The 15,524-nt window shown below is 72.5% G+C and carries 13 protein-coding genes; 7 read left to right on the forward strand and 6 right to left on the reverse strand.

Going from position 1 to position 15,524, the window contains the following annotated elements:
* Positions 1-10: 10 nt before the first annotated feature.
* Both JIX55_RS38930 and JIX55_RS51005 read right to left on the reverse strand, forming a co-directional pair.
* Positions 11-994 (reverse strand): helix-turn-helix transcriptional regulator, encoded by a 984-nt coding sequence (locus JIX55_RS38930; RefSeq protein ID WP_257567925.1) that lies wholly within the window; start codon positions 992-994, stop codon positions 11-13.
* 475 nt (positions 995-1,469) lie between these two features.
* The gene (locus JIX55_RS51005) at positions 1,470-1,829 is read right to left on the reverse strand and encodes a hypothetical protein (protein WP_306820074.1); all 360 of its coding nucleotides are present in this window, start codon (positions 1,827-1,829) and stop codon (positions 1,470-1,472) included.
* Between the two features lie 110 nt (positions 1,830-1,939).
* Here JIX55_RS51005 and JIX55_RS38940 point away from each other — a divergent pair, with 110 nt between their 5' ends.
* The 3 genes from JIX55_RS38940 to JIX55_RS38950 all read left to right on the forward strand — a co-directional run bounded on the left by JIX55_RS38940 (position 1,940) and on the right by JIX55_RS38950 (position 4,705).
* Positions 1,940-2,596 (forward strand): hypothetical protein, encoded by a 657-nt coding sequence (locus JIX55_RS38940; protein WP_257569741.1) that lies wholly within the window; start codon positions 1,940-1,942, stop codon positions 2,594-2,596.
* Positions 2,597-2,658: 62 nt separating this feature from the next.
* The gene (locus JIX55_RS38945; RefSeq protein ID WP_443046628.1) at positions 2,659-3,777 is read left to right on the forward strand and encodes a protein phosphatase 2C domain-containing protein; all 1,119 of its coding nucleotides are present in this window, start codon (positions 2,659-2,661) and stop codon (positions 3,775-3,777) included.
* Positions 3,778-4,252: 475 nt separating this feature from the next.
* Positions 4,253-4,705 carry an ATP-binding protein gene (locus tag JIX55_RS38950; RefSeq protein ID WP_257567926.1) on the forward strand — a complete coding sequence of 151 codons (453 nt, stop codon included), beginning with the start codon at positions 4,253-4,255 and terminating at the stop codon, positions 4,703-4,705.
* Positions 4,706-4,799: 94 nt separating this feature from the next.
* Here the strand turns inward: JIX55_RS38950 and JIX55_RS38955 are convergent, their stop codons facing one another.
* Both JIX55_RS38955 and JIX55_RS38960 read right to left on the reverse strand, forming a co-directional pair.
* Positions 4,800-5,855 (reverse strand): DUF2637 domain-containing protein, encoded by a 1,056-nt coding sequence (locus JIX55_RS38955; RefSeq protein WP_257567927.1) that lies wholly within the window; start codon positions 5,853-5,855, stop codon positions 4,800-4,802.
* A 334-nt stretch (positions 5,856-6,189) separates the two neighbouring features.
* Positions 6,190-7,056 carry a (2Fe-2S)-binding protein gene (locus JIX55_RS38960; protein WP_257567928.1) on the reverse strand — a complete coding sequence of 289 codons (867 nt, stop codon included), beginning with the start codon at positions 7,054-7,056 and terminating at the stop codon, positions 6,190-6,192.
* Positions 7,057-7,258: 202 nt separating this feature from the next.
* On the opposite strand from JIX55_RS38960, the gene JIX55_RS38965 reads away from it, so the two are divergent.
* Positions 7,259-8,236 carry a GntR family transcriptional regulator gene (locus tag JIX55_RS38965; protein WP_257567929.1) on the forward strand — a complete coding sequence of 326 codons (978 nt, stop codon included), beginning with the start codon at positions 7,259-7,261 and terminating at the stop codon, positions 8,234-8,236.
* A gap of 211 nt (positions 8,237-8,447) precedes the next feature.
* Here the strand turns inward: JIX55_RS38965 and JIX55_RS38970 are convergent, their stop codons facing one another.
* Positions 8,448-9,221, reverse strand: a complete 774-nt coding sequence (locus JIX55_RS38970) for a hypothetical protein (RefSeq protein WP_257567930.1) — start codon at positions 9,219-9,221, stop codon at positions 8,448-8,450.
* A gap of 328 nt (positions 9,222-9,549) precedes the next feature.
* A complete protein-coding gene (locus JIX55_RS38975; protein ID WP_257567931.1) occupies positions 9,550-11,223 on the reverse strand; it encodes a PucR family transcriptional regulator in 1,674 nt (557 codons plus the stop codon).
* Positions 11,224-11,628: 405 nt separating this feature from the next.
* On the opposite strand from JIX55_RS38975, the gene JIX55_RS38980 reads away from it, so the two are divergent.
* The 3 genes from JIX55_RS38980 to JIX55_RS38990 are packed head-to-tail and all read left to right on the forward strand — an operon-like array spanning position 11,629 to position 15,520.
* On the forward strand, positions 11,629-12,528 hold the full coding sequence (locus JIX55_RS38980; protein ID WP_257567932.1) for an FAD binding domain-containing protein: 900 nt from the start codon (positions 11,629-11,631) through the stop codon (positions 12,526-12,528).
* A complete protein-coding gene (locus tag JIX55_RS38985) occupies positions 12,528-13,130 on the forward strand; it encodes a (2Fe-2S)-binding protein (RefSeq protein ID WP_257567933.1) in 603 nt (200 codons plus the stop codon). The genes JIX55_RS38980 and JIX55_RS38985 overlap by 1 nt, the downstream gene beginning before the upstream one ends.
* A 2-nt stretch (positions 13,131-13,132) precedes the next feature.
* Positions 13,133-15,520: a xanthine dehydrogenase family protein molybdopterin-binding subunit gene (locus JIX55_RS38990; RefSeq protein ID WP_257567934.1), complete on the forward strand. Its 2,388-nt coding sequence runs from the start codon at positions 13,133-13,135 to the stop codon at positions 15,518-15,520.
* Positions 15,521-15,524 lie beyond the last annotated feature (4 nt).

A 15,524-nucleotide genomic window follows, 5' to 3' on the forward strand; every position in this document is an offset into this window, starting at 1 on the left:
CAGGTCAGTATCAGTCCCGGGTCACCCACGCGCGCTCGTACGCGTGCCAGCCCAACTGCAGCCGGGTCGTCACACCGGTCAGCTCCATCAGGCGTTTCACCCGGCGCTGTACGGTCCTCAGGCCCAGGTCGAGCTGTTTGGCGACGCTCGCGTCGGTCATGCCGGCCAGCAGCAGGGAGAGGATTTCCAGATCGGTGTCGTCGGGGCCGTCCGGTACTTCCTCGGTGACGGATCCGGCGCCGAGCCGCAGCGGCAGAGCCTGCCGCCACACCGACTCGAACAGGCCGGACAGCAGCTCCAGCAGACCGCTCGCGTGGACGACGAGCGCGGCGGGCTCGGCGGTGTGCGTGGTGAGGGGGACCATCGCGAGCGTCCGGTCGGCGATGACCAGCTTCGTCGGCACCTCGTCCATCACCCGCACCCGCTCCTCCCGGCCCAGCGCGGCGGACAGCTCGGTGAGCCCGCTGTCCTCGTCCAGGACGGCGCGCTCGACCACCACGCGGTAGCCGACACCCCGGCCGGTGGCCTGCTCCTCGGCGGGGTTGTTCTCCGGCCCGGAGACCGCGATCGGAGCGCCGGTGACCATGGCGCAGACCTCCTCCGTGGCGCCGAGCTGGAGCTGCAGGAAGCGCTGCGCTATGGCGGCCGAGCCGATCACCACCTCGACCAGGTCGTGGGCGGCGGGCTCGGCCGCGCTCGCCCGGTACTCCTCGGCGAGAATCGCCGCCGCCAGCTCGGCCTTCTCCAGCTCGTGCCGCTGCTGGGTGAGCAGCGCGCCCAGGGCCACGCCGGGCGGCGCGGCCACCCAGCGGCCCGGGCGCGCGGAGGACTGGGCCGCGAGACCGTGCCGCTCCAGCCGGCGCAGCGCGCGCTCGGTGTCGTGCTCCCCGAGCGTGAGTCGACGCGCCAGGTCCGGTAGGTCGGCGGCGCCCACGGACACCAGGGCCCGGTACGCCGACTCGTGCGTCTCGTCGAGACCGATCGCTCCCAGCATGCGGCGACGCCCTCCCCTTGCCGTGCCTCTCCCGTTGCAGTGCCCCTCCCGGCGCACTTCCACCTCGGCACATCATCACCGCACCGCGCACCGCACTGGTCGGCGGGGTCGCACAGCGGAATCCCAGGAACATGCCTCACACTCGGGCCGACCGGCCCACGCGCCCGCACCGCGCCCCCGGTCATCCGGCGCCGCCGGGCGGTTTCTCCTGTGGGGGGTGGCACCGCCCGGCGGTCTCGTTCCGTCGGGCCGTCCGGGCCGTTTCGCAAGCCCAGGCGACTTCGGACGATCCTCCGAACCCTTCCGGTCCCCACCTGTCCCTCGACTCCCTTGCCTCGCACCGGAGTTCGACGTGTAGTCCGACACGCCGTGAGGTCGTCGGCTCCGCGGGCCGATTTTCCGGATGCCCCGTTTTCATACGGCTCCTGAGGTGGACAATTGGGGGCATGAGCCAGCAGGGGGAGAGGCCGACCGGTCACGAGGACGACTGGTGGCGGCAGTTGTACGACGACTCCAAGGGGGACACGGGCCCCTCGGTCGCGGCCGATTCCCTCGACGACCGCTTCGCCTCGGCGGCGGACACGGTCGGGAAGCCACCGACGAACCCGAGGAATCCGAGGAACCCGACGCCGCCGACGAGCACGCCGGGTGCGTCGAGCCCATCGGGTGCGTCGAGCCCATCGGGTGCGTCGGGTCGAGGGGGTGCCTGGAGCGCGGTGCCGGGTACCTCGGGGGCCTGGGGAGCCGTGGCGGGTGCGTCGGACGCCAGGGGCGGGTCGGGCGGCGGGTCGAACAGGCAGGGCGGGCCGGGCGGACCGCGTGGAGCCCAGGACACCCCGGGTTCCGCGTCGGCCAACCCGGGTGGCCTCTCGGACCGGGTGCCCTCCCAAGGAACGTCGGGCGGACTCGGCGGGTGGAGCCGGGCAGAGGGACTTGGTGCGGCGGGTGAGGCCGGTCGAGCCGGCGGAGAGGCCGACGGCGGTGGCCCTGGCGGGCAGGCCGACGGTGGCGGTCGCGCCGGGCGGGCCGACGGTGGGGGCTTCGGTGGGCAGGCCGACGGCGGTGGCCCTGGCGGGCAGGCCGACGGTGGCGGTCGCGCCGGGCGGGCCGACGGTGGGGGCTTCGGTGGGCAGGCCGACGGCGGTGGCCCTGGCGGGCAGGCCGACGGTGGCGGTCGCGCCGGGCGGGCCGACGGTGGGGGCTTCGGTGGGCAGGCCGACGGCGGTGGCCCTGGCGGGCAGGCCGACGGTGGCGGTCGCGCCGGGCGGGCCGACGGTGGGGGCTTCGGTGGGCAGGCCGACGGCGGTGGCCCTGGCGGGCAGGCCGACGGTGGCGGTCGCGCCGGGCGGGCCGACGGTGGGGGCTTCAGTGGGCAGGCCGACGGCGGTGGCCCTGGCGGGCAAGCCGACCGCGGTGGGGGCGATCGTGGCGGGGGCGATCGTGGCGGTCCAGCCGGGCAAGGCGACCGTGGCAGCCGACCCGGCGGCTCCCCGAAACCCGCCTCACCCCCGGAGGCCGGCCCCGACGCCCTGCGCCGCAGCGGCCTCACCCCGCAGCGCGCCCCCTGGGAACCACCGCCCGCCCAGCCGACGGGCCCCCTGACCTTCCCGCCCGGGCCCACGCCGCTCACCCGGGAGCCGCGCGGGACCGGCGGCCCGGCGGCCTTGGCCGACGCCTCGCCCGACGCCGCAGCCTCGTCGGCCTCGCCCTCGTCCCCGCCTTCCGACGCCGAGCCCTCCGACGCCCGGCCGTCCACCCAGCTCGACCTCCCCACCCTCCAGGCGCAGGAGATCACCCTGGTCACCGGCAGCCAGCGGGTGCGGGTCGACTACGTGGGGTCCGGGCCGCCCACGTACGACGCGGAGCCGACCGCGTTGCCGGCGGCGGATCCGGAGGATCTGGGGGATCTGGTCGCGGACACGGTGCTGGACGGGGCGCGTTACGGGGCGTGCACGCTGCGGGCGGCGTCGCTGCGCGGGGACTCGGCGCGCTACCGGGGCGAGCCGCGCCGGGACGCGCTCCTGACCGCCCGTTTCGGGACGGGCGAGCAGGCGCTGGTGCTGGTGGCCATGGCGACCGGTGCCCGGGTCACGCCGGGGGCACACCGCGCGGCCGCGGAGGCGTGCCGGTGGATCGGGCGGGCCGTGGGGCTCAGCCACACTCGGCTGGTGGAGGACATCCAGGCGGGCCGGCGCGGCGACCTCAAGTCCGGGCTGCACCGGCTCACCGACCGCAGTCTCGGCAAACTGCGCGCCAGCGCCGTCGAGCAGGGGCTCGACCCGGAGGAGTACACGGCGAGCCTGCGCTGTCTGCTGCTCCCGGCCGACCCCCGGTGCCGTACGCGCGTGTTCTTCGGGGTCGGTGCCGGTGGACTGTTCCGGCTGCGGGAGAGGGAGTGGCAGGACATAGAGCCCCGGGTCGCGGACACGGCGGGCGCTCCGGTGGTCGGCTTCGGATCGCTGCCGCACGAGACCCCGGACGGCGACCGCCTCACCATGGACCTCGGCATCACGACACCCCCGAGTCCGTACGAACCCGCCCCCATGCCACCCCGTGAACCCTTCCGCTTCCGGGCCTCCGTCGCCCGCGAGAACGACGTCCTGCTGCTGTGCACCGGTGGTCTGGCCGAACCCCTGCGCGGAGAGGCCCCGCTCGCCGAGCATCTCGCGGCCCGTTGGGGAGCCGCCGAGCCGCCCGGCCTCGCCGCTTTCCTCGCCGACGCCCAGGTGAGGGTCAAGGGCTACGCCGACGACCGTACGGCCGCCGCCGTGTGGGAGGCCTGACGGCGGCCACGTCCGACAGGGACAGGCGTCAACCAGCCGCACCCGGCGGCAGGTTGGCCTGTACCGGACGCAGGGTTCCGGCCAATCAACATCATCGGGGGGCGTGTTCTGTCTCGGGCGGCGGACGCCGTGCGCGCACGGCAGCCGTGCCCCGGTGGTATACGGCCGGATCGGCAGCCCCGCATGGGCAGTTGGGCGCGACGGCCAGGATCGGACCGGGGTCGTCCCGAGCCGGGGGGTGTCGGGTTCGTCGGCGTGTGCGGTGGTTTTCCGGGGTGGGAAGCGCTCTCGCAAGATACTGATAGCTGGCTTGACTCTGTGCGTTTGAAAGCGTACGGAGGGTCGTTGACGATTCGACATGAGTGCCGTGTTCCGGACGGGGCATGGATTCCCGTGTACATGTGCGAGCAGGAGGGGATTCGTCATCGGCGTGTGGGCGGGGGTCATGAAGAGGCAGGCGCGAGGGAGCGGTCCCATGGCGATCGGGGCCTCCTCGGCGGAAGTGGTGGGGGAAGCGACCGACAACGGGACGGACCAGTCCGGTGCCGGACAGCTCAGGCGCAGACTCGGGCGGGCCGACCTGAGGGCGGTGCCCGAGGCCCGTAGAGCCCTGCGGGAGCTGCTACGGCAATGGGGGCGGCCGGGAAGATCGGAGATAGCGGAACTGCTGACGAGCGAGCTGGTCACCAACGCGCTCATCCACACCGACCATGACGCGGTGCTGACCGCCACCGTCTCACCGCGCGGACTCCACGTGGAGGTGCGGGACTTCGTGGGACGCAGGCCCAAACCCCGGATGCCGAACGCCGACGACGGCACCCACGGACGCGGCCTCCTCCTCGTGCAGTCCCTCGCCGACGCCTGGGGGGTACGGGCGCACGGCGTGGGCAAGGCGGTGTGGTTCGACCTCGACGGCGGGCTGACGTAGCGACAGCCGGGCCCGCGCCGGAAGAGGACGCCGAACGTGAAACGGACAGGGGCGCGGCATCATGCCGCGCCCCTGTCCGATGTGCGGTTCGGGATCAGCCGAACTGCTGCTCAAGGTCCTTGAGCTTGCGCTCCAGGGAGTCGAGCCGTGGCAGAGCCATGGTGTCGTCCTCCGCGGTGAGGTCGACGGTGTACGACTTGTCAGAGCCGTTACGTACGGGCTGCAGGGAGGGACGCGAACGTACGGGCAGTTGTTCCGGCGTCGATATGGCAGGCTCCGAGGCGACCTGAGCCGCGGGCACGCGCTCCACGGTGGTGTCCACCTGGCGCCCGCCACCGCCACCGCCGCCACGACCGGGCAGACCCCGGTGGCCCCGGCTGATGGCCTTGAGGTGGGCACGCTCCAGACGCTCCTGCTCGCGCTTGCGCGTCCGGTTCTCTTCCTTGATCCGCTTGTCCTCGCGCACCTCGTCCACGGCCTCGTCCAGGCTGCGCACACCCTCCAGGAGCATCAGCGACCAGGCCTTGTACGTCTCGCGCGGGGCCCGCAGCCAGCGGACGATGCGGATCTGCGGCAGCGGACGCGGCACCAGGCCCTGCTCGCGCAGTGCGGCCCGGCGGGTCTGCTTCAGCGCGCGGTCGAAGAGCACCGCCGCGGACATGGACATGCCGGCGAAGAACTGCGGGGCGCCGTCGTGGCCGAGGCCCCTGGGCGCGTGCACCCAGTTGAACCAGGCCGCCGCACCGGCGAACGTCCATACGAGTATGCGGGATCCGAGGGCCGCGTCACCGTGGCTGGCCTCGCGCACCGCGAGCACCGAGCAGAACATGGCGGCACCGTCCAGGCCGAACGGAACCAGGTACTGCCACCCGTTGCTGAGGCCAAGGTTCTGCTCGCCGAAGCCGACCAGGCCGCGGAAGGAGAGCGCGGCGGCGACCGCGGCACAGCAGAAGAGGAGGATGTAGGAGGCCGTGGCGTAGAGGGCCTCCTTGCGCCGGCGGCGCTCCTCACTGCGTTCCCACGAATCCTCGGTCTTCGCGTGCTCCCCGGAGCGCTTGCCGCGCGCGAGCACCGCAACCGCCGCCAGCATGCCCAGGAGCAGTACGGCGCCCGGAAGCAGCCAGTTCAGCGATATGTCGGTCAATCTCATCAGGGGTCCCTTGCATTGGGATAGGGCGTAACGCCCGCCATATTGGCCCAATCCTCGCGGCCCTCAGGGGGTTTCGGGGCAAGAGACCGCCAAAGAAGTGCAATGAGTGACGCCAGGCGGCATTCTGCTCGAACTACCGCGCGAGGGACGGAGTTGAGTGCGAGTGAGATTACCTGTTCGGGTGGTTCCACGGAAAGTTCCTGCGACAAGTGAGGAATTTGTGAACCACCTGTAACCCAACGAGGGTCCCACTCGGAGTTGATCTTAGGGCACATGCCGCGGGCGATCGCCGGGGGGCTGCCCGGCGGGGGCCCCCGGCGATCGCGAGGGTCCGTCAAGTGGTGTCGGGCGCCGTCAGTTTGGCGATCCGGTCCGCCTCGCAGGTGCGCGGGCAGGTGACGCAGGTGTCCTCCGGGGCCAGCGTGTAGAACATGCAGCAGCTCGCCCGGTCCCGGGTGGGCAGCGACTCTCCGCCGGGGCCGGTCAGTTCACGGAAGCCGGCGGCCCCCACGTACGGCCGGGTCGCGCCCGGCAGTAACAGCTCCAGCTCGCGCCGGCAGCGCTCCTGCTCGTCCGCGCCGAGGAGTTCGGCGATGTACCAGATGCCCTCGACGATCTCGTCGGTCGCCATGCCCCACAGTGCGCGGCCACGCCGCCGCATCCTCGGGCCGAAGCCGCCGAGGACCGGTTCTATGTGCTCGGCGAACGCCGCCCGTACCTCGGCCCGCAGTGCCTCCTCGTCCGGGACCACCCGGGCACCCGGCTCACCGGCCGCCGGATCGCCCGGCAGACAGCTGAACGTTTCGCCCCGTACCGCCAGCCGGCTCTGCTCGCGCTGGAACGCGACGTGCTCGGCGGGGAAGCGCGGCACCCGGCGCTGCAGGAACCAGGGGACCGTGAAGAGCAGGCAGGCGTACCAGGAGTAGCGGTGCAGTCCGAAGGTCGCCACGACGTCCGGGCGGCCCCGCCTGCCGTGGTCCCGCAGTATCTGGGCCTCGTCCCACGCGAGGAACGCGTCGAGCTCGGGCCCGGCCGCCGCGAGCCCGGCGGCGGAGACCCACCCCTCACCATCGGGCAATGGATCCATGGGGGAGAGTTCTGTCACGCTCATCACCGGCAGGACCTCGGTCAGGCGGGCGTACGCGGCCGTCACGGGCGACGTGCGCGCAGTGCAGGCCGGTGCCGGTGCTGACTGGGGCATACGGAGACCGCCGTTTCACCATCGCTGCCAGGTAAGGCTCACCTTACCCGAGGTGGTCGAGGTTTGAACTGAGGGCATGTGCGCCTATGGTGCTTTACGACCGGTAACAACCCCAGTAGTGACTAAGCGCCCCCATGTACCCAGTCGGCTGGACCCAGTCGGCCGCGGTACTCGACACACGACTCGGCTCGGAGGAGAACCCGTGGAGCAGGCCGGACCTCGCTCGCGCCAGGCCGCGGCCGCGAGTGCGCCGGACGCCGCCGCCCGTCCGGCGTCCGCCTACCGTGTGCCGGCCCAGCCCGGAGTCGCGGACGTCGACCGGGAGCGGGGCATCGCGGCGGACGGGAGTACCTCCCGCTCATGGGGGTCCCCCCGCTCATGGGGGTCCCCCCGCTCGAGCGAAGCCGAGAGTGGGGGAGAAGCCGATAGCGGGGAGGGCACGGCGGCGGTACGCCCCGACACCGGCCCCGTCGCCGACTCGGCGCGGGGCGAGCACACGCACAGCGAGACGCCGATCCCCATGCCCCGCGCACCGGGGCGCCCGGTCGTCCAGCGGGCCTCCGTGCGGGGGCAGATCCTCGACGCGCTGCGGGCCGCGCTCGCGGGCGGGGAGCTGACGCCGGGGGAGGTGTACTCGGCGCCCGCTCTCGGTGAGCAGTTCGGGGTCTCCGCGACTCCCGTGCGCGAGGCGATGCAGCAACTGGCCATCGAGGGCGCGGTCGAGGTCGTGCCCAACCGGGGGTTCCGTGTCGTACGGCGGGGCGCCCGGGAGCTGGCCGAGCTGGCGGAGGTGCGGGCACTGCTCCAGGTGCCGGTGATCATGCGGCTCACGCATACGGTGCCGGCCGATCGCTGGGCCGAACTGCGGCCGCTCGCCGAGGAGTCGGCGCGGGCCGCGTCCGCGGGGTGCCGGGCGACGTACGGGGAGACGGACCGGGCCTTCCACCGGGGGGTGCTGGGGCTGGCCGGGAACGAGCAGCTGACGCAGATCGCGGATGATCTGCATCGGCGTACGCAACTTCCGCACGCTGTCGGCCACCTGGGCGGAATGGGCAGTGGCGGCCGAGTCGAACTGATGGCTGACGCCGCCGAGCACATCGCCCTGCTGGACGCGTTGGTGGCGCAGGACCTGGAAGCGGCGTGCTGTCTCGTGGAGAAGCATTTCGGCACGGTGGGCTGAGGGCCGGATCAGCGCCGTAGGGCTGGTGACGCGTTTGTGGCGGCCGGTCGGCTGTGGCTGGTGGCGCGGTTCCCCGCGCCCCTGAAAAGCGGGGGGCTGCGCCCCGTGTTTCTCGACCCGCGGGGCCGTCGTCCTTCAGGGGTGCGGGGAACCGCGCCACCAGTCTCCAGCCACCCGCAGGCGAACAACCACCTACGTCAGCTGTCGGCAGTCACGCGGTCGCCGCCGGTGGTGCCAACTGGCGGGCCAGCCACGTCGGTACGCCGCCCAGCAGGCGGAAGAGACGGCGGGCCTCCTCGCGCAGGCGGGAGGCCTCCGGGTCGGATTCGGTGTCGGCGAGGGAGACGAGCGCGGGGGCGGTGCCGACCAGGTAGCCCAGTTCCTCGCGGATGCGGAGGGATTCGGCGAAGCCGTGGCGGGCCTCGGCCAACTCCCCGTCACGCAGGGCCAGTCCGGCGAGGTGACGCCAGGTGAAGGACTGCAGGAGCAGATCGCCGTGGGCGGTGGCGCCGGCGTGGGCGCGGCGGTAGGCGGCGCGGGCGGCCTGTGGGGAGTGGGCGAGGTTCTCGGCGAGGACGCCCCGGCGGAAGTCGAGCAGGGCCCGGCCCGGCGCGCCGGGGGCGATCAGGGCCGCCGCCCGGCCGAGCGCGGCCCGCGCCTCGTCGGCGCGGTCGCGGACGCCGAGCAGCGTGGCCGCGTAAGCCAGTTGGCCGCGTTCACAGGCCGCCGCGCCCCGCTCGTCGTCGCTCTGGGCCTGCGCCTCGGCCGTGCGCAGCGCGTCCTCGGCCTCCTCCCAGCCCTGCTCGGTGTAGAGACAGCGCTCGACGAGCAGCGCGGTGCGCTGGAGCGAGGCCTGTGGGCTGACGGGCTCGATGAGGGCAGCCGCGTCGACCCAGCAGGCGCGTGAGCGCAGCCGCCATACCGCGGTCTGGAGTGGATCGTCACCGGCGGTCGTTCCGTTACCAGACATGGCGGTATGCGCCACGTTGCCCTCCCCGAGCACGCCTTTGAGCTTTGAGTGGTGGCCGCATCTCAGCACGGATCACAGGGCGCGGCCAAGAGGGTGTGTGAAACTTTTCACTTGCGCTACCCTTGCGACGCGAATCTGTGAGCCCTTGGAAGGCGCGAACCGGTTCACCCGGGGACACGGTTGTGGCCGGCGTCGATCAGGCCGGTGTCACCGGCGTCTCCCCGGTGTGGGGCCCGTTTCATCGGTCCCGCGCCCACAGGGCGGACGCGACCTCGATGCCGTAGCCGGCGGACAGAGCGCACGTGGTGCGAGCGACGTGTGCCGCCCGCACCACCCCATGACCTCAACTCATGCGCAGCGCCAGGAAGAAGTCCAGCTTGTCCTCCAGCCGGGAGAGGTCCCGGCTCGTCAACTGCTCGATGCGGCCCACCCGGTATCGCAGCGTGTTGACGTGCAGGTGGAGGCGCGCCGCGCAGCGCGTCCAGGAGCCGTCGCACTCCAGGAACGCCTCCAGGGTGGGGATCAGCTCGGCGCGGTGCCGGCGGTCGTAGTCGCGCAGGGGGTCGAGGAGACGGGCCGTGAAGGCGCGGCGTACGTCGTCGGGGACGAAGGGCAGGAGCAGGACGTGCGAGGCGAGCTCCTGGTGGCCGGCCGCGCACACCCGGCCGGAGCGGGCCGCCGCCACCCGGCGGGCGTGCCGGGCCTCCTCCAGAGCGCCGCGCAGCCCCTCGGCCGAGTGCACGCCCGCGCTGACGCCGACGGTGAGCCGCCCGTCGCCGTCGAGGCCGGCGGTCAGCGGCTCCCGCACGGTCGCGAGGAGCATGTCGGCGTGGATGCCGGACTCGCGGCCGTCGTGCTCCGAGGAGACCGCCGGGAGAGGGACGAGGGCGATGGCCTCCTCACCCGTGTGGGCGACGGCGATGCGGTCCGAGGGCTCGGGGCCGGTCGCCAGGGGGTCGACGAGGATCTCCTCCAGGAGAGCCTGGGTGACCGGGCCGCTGTCGACGTCTCCGCCGTCCCACTCGACCCGGGCCACGACGACCTGCCAGTGCGGCGCCGCCCCGAGGCCGGGCAGCAGCACCGGCGCGGCGACCCGCAGCCGGGCCGCGATCTCGGCTGGGGCGGCTCCCGCCTGCACCAGTTCCAGGACCTCCTGGGCGAGCCGTCGCCGTACCGTCCGGGCCGCGTCGCGGCGGTCCCGCTCGACCGCGATCAGCTGGGCGACGCCGTGCAGCAGGTCGAGCCGCTCGGCGGGCCAGTCCCCGGAGTCGGCCTCGACCGCGAGGAGCCAGTCGGACAGCACCGTCTCGCGTACGTCACGGGCCCCGCCGGGCGCGCGGCCCGTGCTGCTGATCGGGAAGAGCGAGTACGTGGTGGTGCCGACGGCCACGCGGTGCGGCCCGCGCCGTCCCGTGCGGGTCGCCGCCAGGTGCTCGGCGGACAGCCGCGCGCACAGCTCGGCGGGGAGGCCGGGCCCGCCGATCTTGGGGCCCGCGATGAGCCGGCCGGCGGGGGAGAGCACCCAGGCCCTGAGGTCCAGGTCGGAGCCGAGCAGGTCCAGGACGACGTCCGGGCCGCCGCCCGCCGGGCCGGAGGTCATCATCCGGCGGTGGCGGTCCACCACGGCCGCCAGGTCCCCCGCGCGCTCGCCGGAGACCTGCCGTACGACGTGCTCGGTGATCGTCGCGAAGGCCACCGACTCGTTGACCGCGAACAGCGGCAGCCGGTGCCGGGCACAGGCCACGACGAGATCCTCCGGGACGTCGCCCAGCTCGGCCTCGCCGGCGGCCAGGGCGGTGACCCCGGCGCCGACCAGGAGCCGTACGAAGGGCTCGGAGTCGGCGGCGTCGCGGCGCCAGGCGAGGCCCGTGAGCACCAGCTCGCCGCCGGAGAGGTAGCGGCTGGGGTCCCTGAGGTCGGTGGTCATCACACCGCGCACGGTGCGGTTCAGCTCGTCCTCGCCGCCGAGCAGCCGCAGACCCAGCGCGTCGGTGTCCAACAGTGCGCGCAGGCGCATTCTCGTCGCCGCCGTTCTTGTGTCGTGTTTTCAGGTGTCTCGAAAACAACGTTCGGTTCGCCCGGGAAGCGTGCCCGGGACTTCCGGAGGAGGGTGGTCGCGGAGGCCGGGACGGATCGAGGGCGGTGGCCTGGGACTTTCGGAATCCCGCTCTCCGGGCCCCGGGTGTGTGCTGGATGTTTCCAGCGGAAAACCAAGAGGTTGCTGATGGCCTCCGTTCATACGAATCTACAAGATGTGCCCCCTGGCCAGCCAACTCCTTCATGTTTTCCGTGACTGACCGGGGTGGAGGAGGGCGCTGTGTACTGAAGCTCGATACCCGTGAACAGCACATGACGAGCCGGGCCCGCCGCACACGATCTGGCTCAAACGGAACGACCACAAGACGAAGAAGAGAGCCGGTCAATGGACTTCCTTCGCCCCGCCAGCTGGGAGGAGGCGCTCGCCGCGAAGGCCGAGCACCCCACCGCTGTGCCGATCGCCGGCGGCACCGATGTGATGGTCGAGATCAACTTCGACCATCGTCGGCCCGAGTACCTGCTCGACCTGAACCGCATCGGCGAACTCTCCGAGTGGGAGGTCGGCGAGGAAACGGTTCGCCTGGGCGCGTCCGTCCCGTACACCCGGATCATGGAGCACCTCCGTCCCGAGCTGCCCGGCCTCGCCCTGGCCTCGCACACGGTCGCCTCCCCGCAGATCCGCAACCGCGGCGGCGTCGGCGGCAACCTCGGCACCGCCTCCCCGGCCGGCGACGCCCACCCGGCCCTCCTCGCGGCGGGCGCCCAGGTCGAGGCCGAGTCCGTACGGGGATCCCGGCTCATCCCCATCGACGACTTCTACACCGGCGTCAAGCGCAACGCCCTCGCGCCGGACGAGCTGATCCGTGCCGTGCACATCACCAAGGCGGACGGCCCGCAGCAGTACTCGAAGGTCGGCACGCGCAACGCCATGGTCATCGCCGTGTGCGCCTTCGGACTGGCCCTGCACCCGTCGTCGCGCACCGTCCGTACCGGCATCGGCTCCGCCGCGCCGACCCCCGTCCGGGCCAAGGCCGCCGAGGAGTTCCTGAACGCGGCGCTCGACGAGGGCGGCTTCTGGGACAACGGCAGGATCATCACCCCGTCGGTCGCCAAGCAGTTCGCGGACCTGTGCGCCGGCGCCTGCAACCCGATCGACGACGTCCGGGGCACCGCGAGCTACCGCCGCCACGCGGTCGGCGTCATGGCCCGCCGCACGCTGATGTGGACCTGGGAGTCGTACCGCGGCACTGAGGGCCGGACCAATCAGAAGGGGAGTGTCGCGTAATGCGCGTCAATTTCATGGTCAACGGCCGTCCGCAGGAAGCCGACGACGTGTGGGAGGGCGAGTCCCTGCTGTACGTGCTGAGGGAGCGGCTGGGGCTTCCGGGTTCGAAGAACGCCTGTGAGCAGGGCGAGTGCGGATCGTGCACCGTCCGGCTGGACGGCGTACCGGTGTGTTCGTGTCTGGTCGCCGCCGGACAGGTGGAGGGCCGTGAGGTCGTCACCGTCGAGGGGCTGGCGGACTTCGCCAAGCAGCGTGCGGAGCACGGCGGTTGTGCGTCCGGCGCGGGTGGCACGTCCGGTACGGGCGGGACTTCGCTCGATGCTGCCAAAGGGTGGGCCGCGAAGGGAACCGACTCGCAGACCGGTGAGGGCGGCGAACTCTCCCCGATCCAGCAGGCGTTCATCGACGCCGGTGCCGTGCAGTGCGGGTTCTGCACGCCGGGGCTGCTCGTTGCCGCCGACGAGATGCTGGAGCGCCACCCGAACCCGAGCGACGCGGACATCCGCGAGGCGCTGTCGGGCAACCTGTGCCGCTGCACCGGCTACGAGAAGATCATGGACGCGGTCCGCCTCGCGGCCGCCCGGCAGTCCGAAGGGGTCTGATCATGGGAACCACCGGCCTGCCCACCAACATCACCCAGGGCTCGCGCACCAAGGGCGGCATCGGCGAGTCCACACTCCGCCCGGACGGCACCCTCAAGGTCACCGGCGAGTTCGCGTACTCGTCCGACATGTGGCACGAGGACATGCTCTGGGGCCAGATCCTGCGCTCCACGGTCGCCCACGCCGAGATCGTCTCCATCGACACGGCCGAGGCCCTCGCCACGCCCGGCGTCCACGCCGTCATGACGTACGACGACCTGCCGACCGAGGTGAGGAACTACGGCCTGGAGATCCAGGACACCCCGGTCCTCGCCCACGGCAAGGTCCGCCACCACGGCGAGCCCGTCGCGATCGTCGCCGCCGACCACCCGGAGACCGCGCGCCGCGCCGCCGCCAAGATCAAGGTGGAGTACCGCGAACTGCCGGTCATCACCGACGAGGCCTCCGCGACCGCGCCGGACGCGGTCCTCGTCCACGAGGGCCGCGACGACCACCACGTCGGGCACGTCGCGCACCCGAACATCCTCCACCGCCAGCCGATCATCCGCGGCGACGTGGTGGAGGCCCGTAAGCGCGCCGACGTGATCGTCGAGGGCGAGTACGTCTTCGGCATGCAGGACCAGGCCTTCCTCGGCCCGGAGTCGGGGCTCGCCGTGCCCGGCGAGGACGGCGGCGTCGACCTCTACATCGCCACCCAGTGGCTGCACTCCGACCTGCGCCAGATCGCGCCCGTGCTCGGGCTGCCCGAGGACAAGGTCCGCATGACGCTGGCCGGTGTGGGCGGCGCCTTCGGCGGCCGCGAGGACCTGTCGATGCAGATCCACGCCTGCCTGCTCGCCCTGCGCACCGGCAAGCCGGTGAAGATCGTCTACAACCGCTTCGAGTCCTTCTTCGGCCATGTCCACCGCCACCCCGCGAAGCTGTACTACGAGCACGGGGCGACGCGCGACGGCAGGCTCACGCACCTGAAGGCCCGCATCGTCCTGGACGGCGGCGCGTACGCCTCGGCCTCCCCGGCCGTCGTCGGCAACGCCGCCTCGCTCGGCGCCGGCCCGTACGTCATCGAGGACGTCGACATCGAGGCCATCGCCCTCTACACCAACAACCCGCCCTGCGGCGCGATGCGAGGCTTTGGAGCGGTCCAGGCATGCTTCGCGTACGAGGCGCAGATGGACAAGCTGGCGGCGAAGCTCGGCATGGACCCGGTGGAGCTCCGGCAGCTCAACGCCATGGAGCAGGGCACGCTCCTGCCGACCGGCCAGGCCGTCGACTCCCCGGCGCCGGTCGCCGAACTCCTGCGCCGCGTCAAGGCGATGCCCCTGCCGCCCGAGCAGCAGTGGCTCACCGCCGGCGAGGCGGCCGACGTACGGCAGCTGCCGGGGGGTCTGTCCAACACCACGCACGGCGAGGGCGTCGTACGGGGCATCGGCTACGCGGTCGGCATCAAGAACGTCGGCTTCTCCGAGGGGTTCGACGACTACTCGACCGCCCGTGTCCGTATGGAGGTTGTCGGCGGCGAACCCGTCGCCACCGTCCACACGGCCATGGCGGAGGTCGGCCAGGGCGGCATCACCGTCCACGCGCAGATCGCCCGCACCGAGCTGGGCGTCACCCAGGTGACCATCAACCCGGCCGACACGCGGGTGGGTTCGGCCGGATCGACGTCCGCGTCGCGTCAGACATACGTCACGGGTGGCGCGGTCAAGAACAGCTGCGAGCTGGTCCGCGAGAAGGTCCTGGAGATCGGCCGCCGCAAGTTCGGCACGTACCACCCCGCCTGGGCGACCGCCGAACTGCTCCTGGAGGGCGGCAAGGTCGTCACCGACGGCGGCGAGGTCCTGGCCGATCTGGTCGACGTCCTCGGCGAGGAGGCCGTCGAGGTCGAGGCGGAGTGGCGGCACCGGCCGACCGAACCCTTCGACCTCCGCACCGGACAGGGCTTCGGCCACGTCCAGTACTCCTTCGCCGCGCACCGGGCGGTCGTCGAGGTCGACACCGAACTGGGCATGGTCAAGGTCATCGAACTGGCCTGCGCCCAGGACGTCGGCAAGGCCCTCAACCCGCTGTCCGTGCTGGGCCAGATCCAGGGCGGCACGATCCAGGGCCTCGGCATCGCGGTCATGGAGGAGATCATCGTCGACCCGAAGACCGCGAAGGTCCGCAACCCCTCCTTCACGGACTACCTCATCCCCACGATCCTCGACACGCCGACCATCCCCGTCGACGTGCTCGAACTCGCCGACGACCACGCGCCGTACGGACTGCGTGGCGTCGGAGAGGCGCCCACTCTCTCGTCGACTCCGGCCGTGCTCGCGGCTATTCGGAACGCGACGGGCCTGGAACTGAACAGGACGCCGGTACGCCCGGAACACCTCACGGGTACGGCGTAGCTCG

Origin of the sequence: Streptomyces sp. DSM 40750 (genome assembly GCF_024612035.1) — a bacterium.
Lineage (GTDB): Bacteria > Actinomycetota > Actinomycetes > Streptomycetales > Streptomycetaceae > Streptomyces.